Source organism: Pseudomonas sp. LBUM1651 (assembly GCF_059716135.1).
This window is the reverse complement of record NZ_CP166805.1, coordinates 393,923-412,013: the sequence shown is the minus strand read 5'-3', so window position 1 is coordinate 412,013 and position 18,091 is coordinate 393,923. Positions and strand designations below refer to the sequence as shown.

14 protein-coding genes are annotated in these 18,091 nt (G+C 60.9%); 3 read left to right on the top strand and 11 right to left on the bottom strand.

The genetic code is table 11. From position 1 onward, the window contains the following. Positions 1-44 precede the first annotated feature (44 nt). From ACA066_RS01980 to ACA066_RS01945, 8 genes are all read right to left on the bottom strand, one after another. Positions 45-1,643, bottom strand: a complete 1,599-nt coding sequence (locus ACA066_RS01980; protein ID WP_497697910.1) for an AAA family ATPase — start codon at positions 1,641-1,643, stop codon at positions 45-47. Positions 1,644-1,653: 10 nt separating this feature from the next. Beyond that, the gene (aroB, locus tag ACA066_RS01975; RefSeq protein WP_497697909.1) at positions 1,654-2,754 is read right to left on the bottom strand and encodes a 3-dehydroquinate synthase; all 1,101 of its coding nucleotides are present in this window, start codon (positions 2,752-2,754) and stop codon (positions 1,654-1,656) included. A gap of 151 nt (positions 2,755-2,905) precedes the next feature. Then, on the bottom strand, positions 2,906-3,424 hold the full coding sequence (gene aroK / locus ACA066_RS01970) for a shikimate kinase AroK (protein ID WP_017336125.1): 519 nt from the start codon (positions 3,422-3,424) through the stop codon (positions 2,906-2,908). A 4-nt stretch (positions 3,425-3,428) separates the two neighbouring features. Then, positions 3,429-5,516 (bottom strand): type IV pilus secretin PilQ, encoded by a 2,088-nt coding sequence (locus ACA066_RS01965; protein ID WP_497697908.1) that lies wholly within the window; start codon positions 5,514-5,516, stop codon positions 3,429-3,431. Between the two features lie 13 nt (positions 5,517-5,529). Further along, positions 5,530-6,057 (bottom strand): pilus assembly protein PilP, encoded by a 528-nt coding sequence (locus tag ACA066_RS01960; RefSeq protein WP_497697907.1) that lies wholly within the window; start codon positions 6,055-6,057, stop codon positions 5,530-5,532. Then, a complete protein-coding gene (gene pilO, locus ACA066_RS01955; protein ID WP_497697906.1) occupies positions 6,054-6,677 on the bottom strand; it encodes a type 4a pilus biogenesis protein PilO in 624 nt (207 codons plus the stop codon). The genes ACA066_RS01960 and pilO overlap by 4 nt, the downstream gene beginning before the upstream one ends. After that, positions 6,674-7,240 (bottom strand): PilN domain-containing protein, encoded by a 567-nt coding sequence (locus ACA066_RS01950; protein ID WP_497697905.1) that lies wholly within the window; start codon positions 7,238-7,240, stop codon positions 6,674-6,676. Before ACA066_RS01950 ends, pilO begins: the two co-directional genes overlap by 4 nt. Next, entirely contained in the window at positions 7,240-8,304 is a 1,065-nt protein-coding gene (locus ACA066_RS01945) for a pilus assembly protein PilM (RefSeq protein WP_497697904.1), read from the bottom strand. The genes ACA066_RS01950 and ACA066_RS01945 overlap by 1 nt, the downstream gene beginning before the upstream one ends. 216 nt (positions 8,305-8,520) lie before the next feature. Between ACA066_RS01945 and ACA066_RS01940 the strand changes: the two genes are divergently transcribed. Continuing rightward, complete coding sequence (locus tag ACA066_RS01940; RefSeq protein WP_497697903.1) at positions 8,521-10,959, top strand: penicillin-binding protein 1A; 2,439 nt, start codon at positions 8,521-8,523, stop codon at positions 10,957-10,959. A 149-nt stretch (positions 10,960-11,108) separates the two neighbouring features. Here ACA066_RS01940 and ACA066_RS01935 read toward each other — a convergent pair whose 3' ends face one another. From ACA066_RS01935 to rpmE, 3 genes are all read right to left on the bottom strand, one after another. Beyond that, the gene (locus tag ACA066_RS01935; protein ID WP_449642738.1) at positions 11,109-12,377 is read right to left on the bottom strand and encodes a malic enzyme-like NAD(P)-binding protein; all 1,269 of its coding nucleotides are present in this window, start codon (positions 12,375-12,377) and stop codon (positions 11,109-11,111) included. A gap of 179 nt (positions 12,378-12,556) precedes the next feature. Further along, entirely contained in the window at positions 12,557-13,360 is an 804-nt protein-coding gene (locus ACA066_RS01930) for a thermonuclease family protein (protein WP_497697902.1), read from the bottom strand. A gap of 14 nt (positions 13,361-13,374) precedes the next feature. After that, positions 13,375-13,605, bottom strand: a complete 231-nt coding sequence (rpmE, locus tag ACA066_RS01925; RefSeq protein ID WP_497697901.1) for a 50S ribosomal protein L31 — start codon at positions 13,603-13,605, stop codon at positions 13,375-13,377. A gap of 289 nt (positions 13,606-13,894) precedes the next feature. On the opposite strand from rpmE, the gene ACA066_RS01920 reads away from it, so the two are divergent. Together ACA066_RS01920 and argS are read left to right on the top strand one after the other, a co-directional pair. Then, positions 13,895-16,114 carry a primosomal protein N' gene (locus ACA066_RS01920; protein ID WP_497697900.1) on the top strand — a complete coding sequence of 740 codons (2,220 nt, stop codon included), beginning with the start codon at positions 13,895-13,897 and terminating at the stop codon, positions 16,112-16,114. 239 nt (positions 16,115-16,353) lie between these two features. Next, on the top strand, positions 16,354-18,090 hold the full coding sequence (gene argS / locus ACA066_RS01915) for an arginine--tRNA ligase (protein ID WP_497697899.1): 1,737 nt from the start codon (positions 16,354-16,356) through the stop codon (positions 18,088-18,090). Position 18,091: the final 1 nt, after the last annotated feature.

Here is an 18,091-nt window from a genome sequence, read left to right as displayed (position 1 = left end):
TTTGAGGTGCTTGGAGAGGCGGCCTGGGTAAGGCCGCCGAATCTTCAGCGAGTTGTTGCCAGTTCCTGTTGGACGCTGGCGACTGTGCGAGGCCAAGGTTTACCAGCCTGAACCTTCGCTGGCAAGGCCTTGATGGCAGTAACGGCAGCATCGCGGTTGGCGAAGTTACCGTAGGTGATGACGTAAAGTGGCTTGCCGTTGAGGACTTTCTTGAAATAACGGTACTCGCCGCCCTGCTCTTTGACGAAGTTCTGCGCAGCCGCCTCGGAGCTGGTGCCGAGGATCTGCACCACGTAATTGCTCGTAGGTTGTCCGGCGTACCAGGTGCCACCAGCGCCTTTAGCAGCAGCGGCGGCTGGTTTCTCGGCAGGCTTGGCGGTAGCGACCGCGGCTGGCTTGGCTGGCGCTGGAGCCGGCTTCACTGCAGGCGCCGTCGGGACCGGCTTGGCTGTCGCGACCTGAGTCGGCGCAGGCGTCGGCTTGGCGGCAGGTGTTGGCGCCGGACCGGCCGGAACGCCCGCAGGAGGCGCGGTGGTGGTCACGGTCGGCGGCGTATCGCTGGAACCTTCGACCGGCACACCGTCGTCGCCTTCGGTGATGCCACCGGCCGCTTCGGCCAGCGGGCCACGCATGACCGGCTGCGAGTTGCCGACCAGCGGCAATGGCATCGGTTGCGAGTTGCCAGCGAATTCCACGGCAGGTGCGCCGCCGCTGTTAGGTTGTGGCGTGCCCTGGCCGAGCGGCAGTTGCGCCTGTTCGTTGGCAGGTGCGCCGGTGGTCGGTGCTTTGCTGCGACCCGGCATCAACCAGGCGGCGGCTACCGCGACCACGACGACGGCGGAAATCGCCAATACGTGTTTCTTCGGCATGTTGAACCCCATACTTGGACGCTTGACCGCTGAGCGGCTGGCTATCATGGCTTCGATCATTGCATCGCGGGCAACCTGGTTGATGTTGCCAGGCCAGCCGTCGGAGCTTTCGTGAATATCAGAGATCTGATCTGCGGTAAAAAGTTCGATACCCCGGCCGGCGCCTTCGAGCCGCTGGTCCAGATATTCGCGGGTTTCTTCTTCGGTGTAAGGCTGCAACTCGATGACGTGGAAGCGCTCTTCTTCAAGATTCAACGCTTCCAGCTGGGCGATCAGCGAGGACTCGCCGAACAGGAACACATGCGGGCGACCTTCCGGAGCACCAGCGGCCAACTCCATCAAGGCTTCCAGCGCGGATTCGTCGAGTTGCTCGGCATCGTCCACCAGCAAATAGACTTCCTGCCCCGTCAGCGCGAGCTGCACGACCTGAGCCAGGATCGGGCCAATCTCTGCTTGGGCGACGTTCAACGCCTGGGCCACCTGACGCAGCACGCCAGCCGCATCGCCGGCGCCACGAGCGGAAACCACCACGCTCTGAACGGATTGTTTGTTGGTACTGGCCACCAGAGCCTGACGCAACAGGGTCTTGCCACTGCCTTGCGGACCGGTAACCACCAGCAGCAACTGACTGTAGCGGGCCAGGTGATGCAGTTGCCCCAGCACCGGTTTGCGCTGGGCCGGGAAAAATTTGAAGCCCGGCACCCGTGGAGCAAAAGGGTCATGGCTTAACTGGTAATGGCCGAGGAAAGCCTCGTCGGCGTGCAAACTAGTCATCGGGATCTTATTAACCTTTAAGCTGAGCCAGGGCGCGGTAGTCCGCTCCCAGCGTGGCCTGTAGAACCTCTTTCGGATAATCGTCGGTCACCACCGCTTCACCCATGTGGCGCAGCAGCACCAGGCGTAAGCGACCGTCGATCACTTTCTTGTCAATTGCCATGTGTTCGAGAAAATCGGCTTCAGTCATCTCTTCCGGCGGAATGACCGGCAGGCCGGCGCGCTGGAACAGGCGAATGCCGCGATCACGCTCCTGCTCGCTGATCCAGCCCAGGCGCGTGGACATCTCAAGGGCCATTACGGTGCCGGCAGCTACCGCCTCACCATGTAGCCACACACCATATCCCATGTGGGTCTCGATGGCATGGCCGAAGGTGTGTCCAAGGTTCAAGGTGGCACGAACGCCGGTTTCCTTCTCGTCGGCACCGACCACCGCCGCTTTGGCCGCGCAGGAACGCTCGATCGCATAAGTCAGGGCAACCTGGTCCAGGGCGCGCAGGCGATCGACGTTTTCTTCGAGCCAGGTGAGGAACGGCTCGTCGCAAATCAGCCCGTACTTGATGACTTCAGCCAACCCGGCGGACAACTCGCGGGCCGGCAGAGTGTTGAGTGTGGCGGTATCGATCAGCACCACGTTCGGCTGATAGAAGGCGCCGACCATGTTTTTGCCCAGCGGATGATTGATCCCGGTCTTGCCGCCCACCGAGGAGTCGACTTGCGACAGCAGCGTGGTCGGAACCTGAATGAAATCGACACCGCGCTGGTAGCAGGCAGCAGCAAAACCGGCCATGTCGCCAATCACACCGCCACCGAGAGCGATCACGGTGGTGCGGCGATCATGGCGTGCGGTCAGTAGACCGTCGAAAATCAGTTGCAGGGTTTCCCAGGTCTTGAAGGCTTCGCCGTCAGGCAGCACCACGGAAATCACCGAGAACTGCGCAAGGCTGCGGGTCAGACGTTCGAGATAGAGCGGCGCAACGGTTTCGTTGGAGATGATCGCCACCTGTCGTCCGCGAATATGCGGGGCCAGCAGCTCCGGCTGATCCAACAAACCTTCGCCAATATGAATCGGGTAGCTGCGCTCGCCTAGATCGACCTTGAGTGTCTGCATGTGTCCCCACAGTGAAGATGGAATCAGGCGTCCTGCCTTGAGTTATCGAATGTCCACGGCATCTGTTGGTGTGACGCCGTTCGGCAGCCTTGCGCCACAACCTTGAGCGGTCGCGGCAGGACGCCGAGGATAGCGCATTTCGCGCTGTGCTTTAACGGGGAGGCAGCTGCTGCAGGCGGTCAAGAATGTCGAGCACCACCATTCGCGGCGGTCGTTCATCGGTTTCCACCACCAGGTCGGCGATTTCCCGATACAGCGGATCACGCAACTCCAGCAGGTCCCGAAGGGTCTTGGCCGGATCGGCAGTACGCAACAGGGGTCGATTGCGGTCACGGGCGGTACGGCCAACCTGCTGCTCGACAGAAGCATGCAGATAAACCACCCGACCACCGGCACGCAGCGCTCGACGATTGGCTTCGCGCATGACCGCTCCACCGCCGGTCGCCAGTACCACGCCATCGCAGCCGCACAGCTCGGCAATCATCGCCTGCTCGCGGTCACGGAAGCCCGGTTCGCCTTCCTTATCGAAAATCCATGGGATATTGGCGCCCGTGCGCAATTCAATTTCCTTATCGGAATCTTTGAATGGCAGGCGCAGCTCTTTGGCCAGCAACCGGCCGATGGTGCTTTTTCCAGCCCCCATCGGTCCAACAAGAATCAAATTTCGCACAGAATCAATGACTCACAGCAATCGCCTGGTTGTTCATGATACGCGGAGTGAGAAATACCAGCAGCTCGGATTTTTTCTCCGAAACCACGTCACGCCGGAAAAGGCGGCCAAGATACGGCACATCACCGAGAAATGGCACCTTATCTACAACCTTGCTCTGAGTATTTGAGAAAACCCCACCGATCACGATGGTCTCGCCGTCATTGACGAGGACCTTGGCGTTGACCTCGTTTTTCTTGATGGGCGGTACATCCTGCACCTTGTTCAGGTAGTCCGGTTCGTCCTTGGTGACCTTGACCTCCATGATGATCCGGTTGTCCGGGGTGATCTGCGGCGTCACTTCCAGCGACAGCGAGGCTTCCTTGAACGACACCGACGTAGCGCCGCTGGAGCTGGCTTCCTGGTACGGAATCTCGGTGCCCTTGAGGATTTTCGCGGTTTCCTTGTCGGAGGTGACCACCTTGGGTTGCGAGACGATTTCGCCGTTACCGGTTTTTTCCATCGCGGTCAGCTCAAGATCCAGCAGCACATTGTCGGTGATGAAGGCGATGCCGAGCCCCGAGGTGTTGGCGGCGGTGCCCATGTCGACGAACGGTGAGTTGGTACTGGTGCTCCCGGGCGTGCCGATGGTCGACGATGCGTTGGCGCCGTTGCTTACCCCGGACGTGTTCCAGTTGCCCTTGTTTTGCAACGAACCACCCCAGCGCACGCCGAGGCTTTTGTCGTAGTCGACGTTGGCTTCGACAATCCGTGCCTCGATCATCACCTGACGCACCGGTATATCCAGTTGCGCGACGATACGGCGCAGCTCGTCGAGGCGGTCCTGGGTCTGATAGGCAATGATGTTATTGGTTCGTTCGTCCACGGTGATCGAACCCCGTTCGTCGACTTTCGCCTCGGCACTGGTCACCGACTGGAACAGCTTGGCGATATCGGCCGCCTTGGCGTAATTGACTTGCAGCAGCTCGCGTCGCAGTGGTGCCAGTTCGGCGATCTGCTTCTGCGACTCCAGTTCCTGGCGCTCGCGGGCGGCAATCTCATCGGCCGGTGCCACCAGCAGCACGTTGCCGATCTTGCGTTTGTCCAGGCCCTTGGTTTTCAGCACCAGGTCCAGCGCCTGATCCCACGGCACGTTCTGCAAGCGCAAGGTAATGCCGCCCTGCACCGTGTCGCTGGCCACCAGATTGAGGTTGGTGAAATCGGCGATCAGTTGCAGCACCGAACGCACGTCAATGTCCTGGAAGTTCAGCGAGAGCTTTTCACCGGTGTAGGCAAAACGCTCCGCGTTGCGCTTCTGCAAGTCGTCTACGGTCATCGGGCGGACGCTGACGGTCAGCTTGTTGTCGGTCTGATAGGTCGAGTAATCGAACGCTCCACTGGGCTCAATGCTGATGGTCGCCCGGTCTCCCGTGGCGCTGGCGTTGACGAATTGCACGGGCGTGGCGAAATCCTTGACGTCCAGACGGACCCGCAACGGTTCCGGCAATTGGGTCCTGGCGAAACCAACGACAATCTTGCCATCGCGCTCCTGAATGTCTGGGGCAATGGATGGATCCGACAGGTCGATGACCACATTGCCTTCACCCTGGGTGCCGCGCTGGAAATCCACGCCGCGGATCGCTTTGCTCACTGGCGTATAGGCCTTGACCGGCGCCGGAGTTGCCGTGGCGACACGTGGCGGTTTGGCTGCGGGTGCGGAGGCTGGGTTACTGGCTCCGCGCCCGACCACCACAAACAGATTATTGCCTTCGACACGAGCGGTGTACGGGGCCAATTGAGTCAGGTTGATGATCAGCCGCGTGCGGTCCTTGGCTTCCACCACCGTGGCGCTGCGGGCATTGCCGCCGCCGAGGTCGCGGGTTTTGCTCGCCAGCTGGTTGACCACACCGGGCAGGTCCAGCGCAATCCGCGCAGGCTGCTCCGTCGTGTAACCGTGGGGCGCCGGTGGCGCGCCATCGAAAGACAACTTCAACTCGACGCGGTCCCCTGGCAGCGCAGCGACATCCAGCGCTTTGAGGTTGACCGCTTGTACCATCGGCGACAGCACCGCTATCCATAGCGATATTCCGAAGGTTGCGAAAATCCTGTTCATTATTCGAGTTCCACTATGAGTGCTCTTTCAAAGGGATGGTCCGCGGCCGTTCCAGCCAGGCGCCTTCGCCGTCGGGAACGATTTCGACCACATCGACTTGCGAGCCGCTGATGGCGACGATCCGGCCATCGTTACGTCCCAGGTAATCGCCGACCTTCAACCGATGCACACCGCCCGCCCCGCGCAACAGCGCAAAGGAGCCAGTCGCATTGGAGATCGTGCCGACCATTTCAAACTGCTCGATGTTGAAACCTTCGAGGTACTGCTTGACCCGGTTGGGATCAGGCTTGACGTTGCGTGAGCCGTGTTTCTGGCCCGCCAGGTCGACTTTGACCTGCCGGGAAAAGGGGCTTCGCAGGTTAGCGGCGTTGTAGGTGAACGTTGGGTAAGACCGGAATGTCGGTGTTGGTTCAATCTTGCCCGGCGCACGCAGGCGCATTTCGTTCATGTACGCATCCAGGTCGCTGAAGTCAGTGTCGCCGCCACAACCGGCCAGAACGACCAGTATTCCGATCATCGGGATAAAACGCATAGGGGTCATTTCTGCAGCCCCTTGTCGTTATAGCGGTAAGTCTTGGCGAGGATGCTCATGCGCAATTTCGTCCCGCCCTCGGGGTTGGCCGGCGCGAGGTCGAAGTCATGCAGGGTGACGATTCGCGGCAGCCCGGCCACGCCACTGACGAACGTGGCGAGGTCGTGATACGCGCCGGTGACGGTGATCTGGATCGGCAACTCGATGTAGAACTGCTGGGTGACCTCCGGCAGCAGTTTGATTTCTTCGAACTCCAGGCCACTGCCCAGGCCGGTTCGGGTGATGTCCTCCAGCAGACCGGGCACTTCTGTGTCGCTGGGCAATTGCCGCAAGAGCACGCCAAAGGAATTCTCCATTTCCTTCATCTGCTGGATGTATAGCTCCAGATTCGCCGCCATGTGCGCCTTGGAGGCGAATTGCTCTTTGAGCGTCGACTCTTCCTCACGCTTGAGTGCGAGCTGACTCTCAAGGTCGCTGATGGAAAAACTGTAGCCCAGCGCCAGCACCAGAATCATCAACAGCGCACCCGCCAGCGTCTTGATGGCGGGCGGCCAGGACCCCATGTTGTTGGTGTCCAGGTCGTTGATGTCGATCTTGCGCAAGCCTTCAATCCATTCGGCCGGCCTCATTGAACAGTCTCCGTAGCGGCAGGCGGGGTCTGACGAACGGTCAACTGGAAGACGTTGGCCTGATCCAGCTGGCCAGCGGTGGTCGCCTTGACTTCCGTCAGGTTCGGCGCGTCGAACCAGTCCGATGCATCCAGATTGCGCATAAGGTCTGACACGCGGTTATTGGAATCTGCCGCGCCGGTAATGGACAGGGTCTTGCCTTCCATTTTCACCTCGGTGAAATACACCCCGTCCGGCAAGGTACGCGCCAACTGATCGAAGATCCGCCCGCTGATCGGACGATTGCCTTGCAGGTCCTGGATGATGCGCATGCGCTCGACCAGTTGCTGGCGACGGGCTTTCAGGTCACTGATCTGCTTGATCCGCTCGTCGACCACCGTAATCTGTTTACCGATGTAATCGTTTCGGGCGACTTGTCGATCGATGGCGCCGCTGATGGCCTGATCCGCAATCAGCACTGCTCCCACTGACCCCACCAGCACACCGACCAGCGCCAGCAAGAAGCGTTTGCGGCGCTGTTCCCGCAGTTCTTCGCGCCAGGGTAAAAGGTTGATCCGCGCCATCAGTCGAAACTCCTGAGGGCCAGCCCGCAAGCGATCATCAGCGCCGGTGCATCGCTGGCCAGGGCGCCGGCGTTGACCTTGCTGCTCAGGGTCATGTTCGAGAAGGGATTGGCCACCTGCGTCGGCGTGCCCAAACGTTGCTCGATCAACCGGTCCAGCCCCGGGACCGAAGCGGTGCCGCCGGCCAGCAGGATGTGATCGACCGCGTTGTACTGCCCGGAGGCGAAGAAAAACTGCAATGACCGCGACACCTGCTGCACCAGCGCATCACGAAACGGCTGCAGCACCTCGCTGACGTAGTCGTCCGGCAAACCGCCCTGCTTCTTTGCCAACCCTGCCTGTTCGAGGGTCAGGCCATAACGTCGCTGGATTTCTTCCGTCAGTTGACGACCGCCGAACAATTGTTCGCGGGTGTAGATGATGCGTCCGTTGTACAGGACGCTGAGCGTCGTCATGGTCGCACCGATGTCGACCACGGCAACCGTCAGGCGCTCCTGAGCGACCGCCAGTTGCCCTGTCAGCAAACCGAAGGATCGCTCCAGCGCGTAGGCCTCGACATCGACCACACGAGCGGTCAGACCGGCCAGTGCGAGCGCCGCCTCACGGACTTCGACGTTTTCCTTGCGACAGGCTGCCAGCAACACATTGACCCGCTCGGGGTTGCGCGCCGATGGCCCCTGGACTTCGAAGTCGATGGCGACTTCGTCCAGCGGATAAGGGATGTATTGATCAGCCTCGATTTTCAGCTGGTTTTCCATCTCGTCGTCGGAAAGACCGGCATCCATTTCGATGGTCTTGGTGATCACCGCCGAGCCGGCAACGGCCACCGCGACGTTCCTGAGACTGGTTCTGGCCTTGAGCAGCACGCGCGTGAGTGCCTGACCCACGCCTTCGAGCTCGGCGATATTTTTCTCGACCACCGCGCTGGCGGGCAGCGGCTCTACCGCATAGGCCTCGACCCGGTAGCGGTCGCCCTGGCGGCTTAGCTCCAGAAGCTTCACCGACGTGGAGCTGATGTCGATCCCCAGAAGCGTATTGGCCTTTTTATTGAAGAGTCCTAGCACTACCAATTCCCTATGACTATCCGTGAGTTACGGACTCTGTAATGTCCATTGCGTTCCATCCACCCGTCTTGACAGCAGCGCAAATGACGCTCTCGACGGAAAAATGCTTATAATGCCCAGCGTTTTTTTCCGCTTTTTACGTCAAGCGCGGGTCGTTCTCCTTTTAACCTGAACCCTGATGCCTCATTCATTCTTTGCCCTGGATATCCCAAAGCCTTGATTCGTCTGCTGAAATTTTTCGGTTGGTCCATCGTCGCCGTTTTCTGCGGACTGCTTCTTGGTCTGAGCGGTGCGTTTCTTTACCTTAGCCCCGGATTGCCGTCTGTGGAGGCGCTGAGAAGCATTCAGTTGCAGATTCCTCTACGGGTATACAGCAGCGATAACAAGTTGATCGCAGAATTTGGCGAAATGCGCCGCACTCCGATCCGTTTCGCCGACATTCCCCCCAATTTCATAAATGCGTTACTAAGTGCTGAAGACGACAATTTCGCCAACCATTACGGCGTCGATCCCGGCAGCCTGATGCGCGCCGCCACCCAATTGGTCAAAAGCGGCCACATTCAGTCCGGCGGCAGCACCATCACCATGCAGGTGGCGAAGAACTTCTTCCTGACCAGCGAACGCAGCTTCTCGCGCAAGACCACTGAAATCCTCCTGGCGCTGCAGATCGAACGACAGCTGACCAAAGACGAGATCCTTGAGCTGTACGTCAACAAGATCTACCTGGGTAACCGCGCCTACGGCATCGAGGCGGCGGCGCAGGTGTATTACGGCAAGTCGATTCGTGACGTCAGCCTGGCGCAGATGGCGATGATCGCCGGTCTGCCAAAAGCCCCGTCGCGCTTCAACCCGCTGGCCAACCCGGCGCGCAGCAAGGAGCGTCGCGACTGGATCCTGGGGCGCATGTACAAGCTCGGGAAAATCACCGAAGCCGACTACACCGCTGCGATCAACGAGCCGCTGAACGCCAGCTATCACGTGCCGACCCCGGAAGTGAACGCACCCTACATCGCCGAAATGGCTCGCGCCGAAATGGTCGGCCGCTATGGCAGCGATGCCTACACCGAAGGTTTCCGCGTCACGACCACCGTGCCGAGCAACCTGCAGGAAATGGCCAACACCGCGCTTCACGAAGGCTTGATGACTTACGATCAGCGTCATGGTTATCGCGGCCCCGAGTCGCGCCTGCCGGGCAAGACGCGTGAAGCCTGGGCCACCGAACTGACCAAACAGCGCACCATCAGCGGCCTTGAACCGGCCATCGTCACCCAGGTCGACAAGACCGGCCTGCAAGTGATGACCCGTACCGGCGACGAGCACATTGGCTGGGACAGCATGAAATGGGCACGGCCATTCCTGAACACCAACAGCATGGGCGCCAACCCCAAGCAGCCGTCGGATGTTGCCCAGGTCGGCGACTTGATTCGCGTGCAGCGCCAACCGGACAATTCGCTGAAGTTCAGCCAGATCCCGCAAGCACAAGGCGCGCTGGTTTCCCTTGACCCGCAGAACGGCGCCATTCGTTCGCTGGTCGGCGGCTTCGCCTTCGAGCAGAGCAATTACAACCGCGCCCTGCAGGCCAAGCGCCAGCCAGGCTCGAGCTTCAAACCGTTCGTCTACAGCGCCGCACTGGATAACGGCTACACCGCCGCCAGCCTGGTAAACGACGCACCGATCGTGTTCGTCGACGAATACCTGGACAAGGTCTGGCGACCGAAGAACGACACCAACACTTTCCTCGGCCCGATCCGTCTGCGCGAAGGGCTGTACAAGTCGCGCAACCTGGTGTCGATCCGTCTGGTGCAGGCGCTGGGCGTTGATCGCACCATCGACTACATCAGCAAGTTCGGCTTCAACAAGCAGGACCTGCCGCGCAACCTGTCGCTGGCCCTGGGCACCGCGACCCTGACGCCTATGGAAATCGCCACCGGCTGGAGCACGTTTGCCAACGGCGGCTACAAGGTCAGCCCGTACATCATCGACAAGATCGAAAGCCGTAATGGCGACACGCTGTTCGTCGCCAACCCGCCGAGTGTGCCGAAAGGCGATGTCGCCCCGGACGGGATTGCCGCCCCAGTCGCCGAGGCCTTCACGGTCAACGCGACGCCGGGCGAGGCTCCGGGTCAGCCAGCGCCTCAGGCACCGGCCGTCGCAGAACGCATTGTCGATGGCCGCACCACTTACATCCTCAACAGCATGCTCGAGGACGTGATCAAACTCGGCACGGGCCGCCGCGCACTGGCCATGGGCCGCCCCGACATCGCGGGCAAGACCGGCACCACCAACGAATCCAAGGATGCGTGGTTCTCGGGCTACAACGCCGATTATGTGACCACCGTCTGGACCGGTTTCGACCAGCCGGAAAGCCTGGGCAAACGTGAGTTCGGCGGCACTGTGGCGTTGCCGATCTGGATGAATTACATGGCAGCCGCGCTCAAGGACAAGCCGCCGCATACGCAGCCAGAGCCGGAAGGCATTCTGAGCCTGCGGGTTGACCCGGTCAGTGGTCGCGCTGCCACCCCTGGCACGCCAGGCGCGTACTTCGAGCTGTTCAAGGCCGAAGACACGCCGCCGTCGGTGAATGAGCTGGGTAACGGCAACGCGCCGGGAAGCCCGCTGCCAGCGGATGAAGCGGCGCCGATCGATTTGTTCTAGCTGTAGGAGCGAGCTTGCTCGCGAAAAACCCGAGGGCGCCTCTTGGCATCTGGTTTTACGCGTTATCGTTCACGACCTTCGCGAGCAAGCTCGCTCCTACAGCCATAAAAAAACCCAGCACCAGGCTGGGTTTTTCATGGGCGCTGCTTTTATCCGTTAAACACGTCATCCACGCTTTTCAGCGGGTAGTTCTTCGGATACGGCAGGGTTGCCACACCGGTCTCGATCGCAGCCTTGGCGACGGCGTCGGAGATCAAGGTGATCAGGCGGGCATCCATTGGCTTCGGAATGATGTACTCACGACCGAATTCCAGCTTGATGCCGCCGTAGGCGTCGCACACTTCCTGAGGTACCGGCAGCTTGGCCAGTTCACGCAGGGCGTTGGCCGCCGCCACTTTCATTTCTTCGTTGATGCGCTTGGCGCGAACGTCCAGGGCACCACGGAAAATGAACGGGAAGCCCAGTACGTTGTTGACCTGGTTCGGGTAGTCCGAACGGCCGGTGGCCATGATCACGTCGTCACGGGTAGCGTGAGCCAGTTCCGGGGAGATTTCCGGATCCGGGTTCGAGCACGCGAACACAATCGGGTTGGCCGCCATGGACTTCAGGCCTTCAGCGCTCAGCAGGTTCGGGCCGGACAGGCCCACGAACACGTCTGCACCGGTCAGGGCATCAGCCAGGGTGCGCTTGTCGGTCGCGTGAGCGAAGACAGCCTTGTACTGGTTCAGGTCGTCACGGCCGGAGTGGATCACGCCGGTACGGTCAACCATGTAGATGTTTTCGATGTTGGCGCCCATGCTCACCAGCAATTTCATGCAGGAGATGGCGGCAGCACCGGCGCCCAGGCAGACGATCTTGGCGTCGGCGAGGGTTTTTCCAGCGATTTCCAGGGCGTTGATCATGCCGGCCGCGGTTACGATTGCGGTGCCGTGCTGGTCATCGTGGAACACTGGAATGTCGCACTGCTCGATCAGAGCGCGTTCGATCTCAAAGCACTCAGGTGCCTTGATGTCTTCCAGGTTGATGCCACCGAAGGTGATGGAGATGCGCTTGACGGTGTCGATGAAGGCTTGTGGGCTTTCGGAATCGACTTCGATGTCGAACACGTCGATGCCGGCGAAACGCTTGAACAGCACCCCTTTACCTTCCATCACTGGCTTGGAAGCCAATGGGCCGAGGTTACCCAGGCCCAGAATCGCGGTGCCATCGGAAATGACTGCAACCAGGTTGCCTTTGCCGGTGTATTTGTAGGCCAGTTCAGGATCGCGGGCGATTTCGCGTACTGGTTCGGCTACGCCGGGGCTGTAGGCCAGCGACAGGTCGCGGGCGGTAGCGGTGGCCTTGGTGAGCTCGACACTCAGCTTACCTGGACGAGGATGGGCGTGATATTCGAGAGCGGCAGTTTTCAGATCAGACATGGGGGCATTCCGCTTTTACTGTTGGACAGACTGGTCAGCGAGGATACGCGCCTCGCAAAGTCCCCACAAGACTGACCAGTCACCCCTGTCAAGCGCCCGGCACTACGACTTTGGGCCAAGAGCCACGGAACACAAGGGATAGTCTGTTCACAATCCACATAAAAAATGTCTACAATTTTTTATAAATGTGCCGCTTGCAACATCACCGGATCGGTCAAAGGCAGGAGCCAGCGTGCCTGCCCCGGTTTCAACCCGCCTCGGCGGGAACGGTCCACGACCCAGCCACGCGCCTCGACCTGCTTGCCCTTCAGTCGCTCCAGCGCCGCGACATCGAACTGCCCCAGTAAGTTGGGTGCAACACGCAATACAAGCGCATCCTGCAACTCGATCCAAACGCCGCCGCGATTGCGTTGAACCTTGCTCACACGCCCACTGACCACGGCGAAACCGGACGCGTTGATCTGCTCCGCTTTCAGTACAGGTGACTGACGCCACACGCCGAGCCCGGCCTGCCGCGCACTGCGTTCCGCCGCTTGCTGACAGGTGACCAGATCGACATTCGGCGCGACCGCCACCTGAAACCCAAGGCCCTCAGCGAGCATCTGCGCTTCGAGGTTGACGCCATCGGCGCCATAGAGATGCGCAAGGGTGCGACCGTAGTGATCCTTGCTCTCTTTACCCGGGAGCACGCCGACCTGGCCGTCGCTGGCGGTCACCAATGCTTCCAGACGCTTGCGCGCCGCCACGGCGAACGGCTCGTCGGAACGGCCCTGCTTGCCCAGCTCGGGCGTGTTCAAGCCGATCATCCGCACGCTGCGGCCATCGCTCAGGCGCAAGGTGTCCCCATCCACCACACGTTGCACCGCGACAGGTGTCAGACCGCCCGGTGCCGGGCAAAAGGCCTGGGCGCCGGACAGCCAAATCGCAGACACAAAAAAGGCGCCCGCAAGGGACGCCTTTTTCATTAGCAAGGTAAAGCCCATGGGGCCTTCGAACCTTACTCTGCTGCAGCAGCAGGTTTCTTGCCGAAAGCACCGAAACGGTCTGCGAAGCGCTGAACGCGGCCGCCAGTGTCCAGAGTCTTTTGCTTACCGGTGTAGAACGGGTGGCACTCGTTGCAAACGTCGATCGCCAGGGCTTTGCCGAAAGTCGAACGGGTTTCGAACTTGTTGCCACAGCTGCAAGTAACAGCAATGGCTGGGTATTCTGGATGGATATCAGCTTTCATGGTGTCTTCCTCAGGCTGCGCGCCGCCACCCAACACTATTGTTGAATACCGCACGTAATTAGGCCGCGGATTCTACCAGACAATCTCAATCACGCAAGCTGTCGCTGAGACCGACCGTCTGCTAGGCTCCCGGCCAATACGCGATCCGTGTGGGAGAGCGGGCTTGCTCGCGAATACGGTGTGTCAGGCAACGATGATGTGTCTGATCCACCGTATTCGCGAGCAAGCCCGCTCCCACAATTAATATGCGCCTGACTTCTTTACTGTCCGTTTATCGAGATCCCCCCGCGTGCCCGACGCCATTCTGCGCCTCGCCCTGCCTTCGCCCCTGCGCCGCCTGTTCGACTACCGAGCTCCGGCCGGGGTCTTGCGCGCCCAGTTGCACCCGGGCATGCGCCTGAGGGTGCCGTTCGGCCGGCGGGAGATGATCGGCATTCTGGTGGAGGTCACCGACACCAGTGAAGTCCCGGCAGAAAAGCTCAAGCCGGCCCTGGCCCTGCTCGACGCAACACCACCCTTGCCGCCAGCGCTGTTCAAGCTGTGCCTGTGGACTTCCCAGTATTATCAGCACAGCCTCGGCGACACCTTGAGTTGGGCGCTGCCTGTGTTGCTGCGCCAGGGCGAGCTGGCCGAAGCACGTCAGGAACGTTTCTGGTCCGCCGCGCCCGGCGCCAGCCTCGATGACCCGCGCATCGCCCGCGCCCCGCGTCAGCGTGAGGCGCTGGCGACCCTGGCCCAGCATCCCCACGGCGTCGCTCATCAATTGCTGAGCAAACTGATGCTGAGCAAGGACAGCCTCGATCTGCTGCTGGCCAAGGATCTGGTACAAGTCGAAATCCGCAAGCACGCTCCCGGCGCGCGCCACGAGCATTGGCTGGCGCAACCTGAGTTGCCGCTCAATCCCGAACAGCGCGCCGCGTATGAAGCGATTCGCGCCGGTTTCGACAGCTATCACGCGTTCCTGCTGGCCGGCGTCACCGGTAGCGGCAAGACCGAAGTCTATTTGCAGCTGATCCGTGAAACCCTCGAAGCCGGCAAGCAGGCGCTGGTGCTGATCCCGGAGATCAACCTCGGCCCGCAAACCCTGGCGCGCTTCGAGCAGCGGTTCAATGCGCGCATCGCGCTGATCCACTCGGCAGTCAACGACCGCGAGCGCCTTGAAGCCTGGCTCGCCGCCCGGGATGGCGACGCCGACATTATTATCGGCACCCGTTCCGCGCTGTTCACACCGATGAAGAACCCCGGCCTGATCATCATCGACGAAGAGCACGACGGGTCCTATAAACAGCAGGAAGGCCTGCGCTATCACGCCCGTGACCTGGCATTGGTGCGCGCACGGCAGGAAAACATCCCGATCGTGCTCGGCTCCGCCACGCCTTCGCTGGAAAGCCTGCACAACGCCTACACCGGCCGGTATGGTCTCCTGCGTCTGAATGAACGCGCCGGCGGCGCCAAGCAGCCGCGATTCCTTCGTCTGGATGTGAAAAGTCGCCCGCTCGACAGCGGCATTTCCGGGCCAATGCAGCAAGCCATCGGTCAGACCCTGGCCGCCGGCCAGCAAGTGCTGGTGTTCCTCAACCGCCGAGGTTTTGCCCCAACCCTGCTTTGTCATGACTGTGGCTGGATGTCCGAATGCCAGCGCTGCGATGCGCGGATGACCGTGCACCAGCGCTCCGGCGAACTGCGCTGCCACCATTGCGGCTACGTCGAACGCGTGCCCCGGCATTGTCCGAAGTGCGGCAAAGTGGATTTGCGGCCGGTGGGCGCCGGCACCGAGCGTGCCGAAGAACGCTTGGCCATTCTGTTTCCGGACGTTCCCGTGCTGCGGGTTGACCGCGACAGCACATCGCGCAAGGACGCGATGAATCAATTGTTCGCGACCATTCAGAAAGGTCAGCCGTGCATTCTGGTCGGCACACAGATGCTTGCCAAAGGGCACCACTTTCCACGGGTGACGCTGGTGTCGATTCTCGATGCCGACGGTGGATTGTTCTCCGGCGACTTCCGCGCCAGCGAGCGCATGGCGCAGTTGATCGTCCAGGTCGCCGGGCGTGCGGGCCGGGCTGAAGAGCCGGGCAAGGTGATTATCCAGACGCATCTGGCGGACCATCCGCTGCTGGTGCAACTGACCGAACAAGGTTATTTCGCCTTTGCCGAGCAGGCGCTGAGCGAGCGGCGCTCTGCCGGTTTACCGCCGTTTGCGCATTTGGCGCTGCTGCGGGCGGAAGCGCATAAACCGGGACAGGCGGAAGGCTTTCTCGACGAGGCGTGCAGCGAGGCCGAGCGTTTGCTGGCAGAACAGAATCTGACCGGGATCGAATTGCTCGGCCCGGTGCCGGCACCGATGGAACGTCGGGCCGGGCGTTATCGCGCGCAGTTGTTGTTGCAGGCGACGGCTCGGGCGCCGTTGCATCGGTTGCTGGCCAGTTGGCTGCTGGTGCTGGAGCAGATGCCGAGTGGGCGGGCGGTGCGGTGGTCTCTCGATGTGGATCCGGTCGATTTGTATTGATTTAGAGATCGCCATCGCGAGCAGGCTCGCTCCCACAGGGGTTTTGTGGGGAGCGCAAAACAGGTGAACACTCGAGATCCATTGTGGGAGCGAGCCTGCTCGCGATAGCGGTCTATTTGTCACCACATATCCACAACCTGCCCGCTATAGTTGGCAAGCCCGCCTTCGCAACGGATAATGCCCAGTTTTTCCACCAGCGCATCGAAGCGCCGCCGCGCTTGCGGTCGAAAGAGAAGACCATGAAAGACACCATTCGCCAGCTGATCCAACAAGCCATCACCCAACTCGTCAACGAAGGTGTGTTGCCTGAAGGCCTGTCGCCGGCGATCCAGGTGGAAAACTCCCGCGACAAGAAGAACGGCGATTTCGCCAGCAACATCGCCATGATGCTGGCCAAGCCTGCGGGCATGAAGCCGCGGGATCTGGCCGAGAAAATCATCGCCGCGCTGCCGGCCGACGAAAACGTCACCAAGACCGAAATCGCCGGTCCCGGCTTCCTGAACTTCTTCCAGAACACCCAGGCCCTGGCCACGCGCCTTGATGCCGCTTTGACTGACGAGCACGTCGGCGTGCGCAAGGCAGGCCCGGTGCAACGCACCGTGGTTGACTTGTCGGCCCCTAATCTCGCCAAAGAGATGCACGTCGGCCACTTGCGCTCGACCATCATCGGCGACGGCGTGGCCCGCGTGCTGGAGTTCCTCGGCGACGAAGTGATCCGTCAGAACCACGTCGGCGACTGGGGCACCCAGTTCGGCATGCTGATGGCGTATCTGCAGGAAAACCCGATCACCAGCGACGAGCTGTCCGACCTGGAAAACTTCTACCGCGCCGCCAAGCAACGCTTCGACGAATCCGAAGAGTTTGCCGATCGCGCCCGTGGCCTGGTGGTCAAGCTGCAGGCCGGCGATGCCGATTGCCTGGCGCTGTGGACCAAGTTCAAGGACATCTCGCTGTCCCATTGCCAGAAAATCTACGAACTGCTGAACGTCAAACTGACCATGGCCGACGTGATGGGCGAAAGCGCCTACAACGACGACCTGATCAACGTGGTCAACGATCTCAAGGCCGCTGGCATGCTGGTCGAGAGCAACGGCGCCCAGTGCGTGTTCCTCGACGAATTCAAGAATGCTGACGGCGACCCGCTGCCGGTGATCATCGTCAAGGCCGATGGCGGCTACCTCTACGCCACCACCGACCTGGCGGCCGTGCGCTATCGCAGTGGCAAGCTGAAGGCTGATCGCGCGCTGTACTTTGTCGACCAGCGCCAGGCCCTGCACTTCCAGCAAGTGTTCGCCGTTGCCCGCAAGGCCGGCTTCGTGACGCACCCGATGGAAATGGAACACATGGGCTTCGGCACCATGAACGGCGCCGATGGCCGTCCATTCAAGACCCGTGACGGTGGCACCGTGAAGCTGATCGACCTGCTGACCGAAGCCCAGGAACGCGCCTACACCCTGGTGAAGGACAAGAACCCGGAGCTGGCCGAGTCCGAGCTGCGCAACATCGCCAAAGTCGTGGGCATCGGCGCGGTGAAATACGCCGACCTGTCCAAGCACCGCACCAGCGACTACAGCTTCAACTTCGACCTGATGCTGAACTTCGAAGGCAACACCGCGCCGTACTTGCTGTACGCCTACACCCGCGTGGCCGGTGTGTTCCGCAAGCTCGGCAAGGACTTCAGCGAAGTCGAGGGCCAGATCGTTCTTGAAGCCGCGCATGAACATGAGCTGGCGGCAAAACTCGCGCAATTCGGTGAAATACTGAACAACGTTTCTGAGAAAGGCACTCCGCACATCCTCTGCACCTACCTGTACGACGTTGCCGGCCTGTTCTCCAGCTTCTACGAGAACTGCCCGATCCTCAGTGCTGAAACCCCGGCGCAAATGCAAAGCCGCCTGCGCCTCGCCGCGCTGACCGGCCGCACTCTCAAGCAAGGCCTGGAACTCTTGGGTCTGGAAACTCTGGAGCGTATGTAAG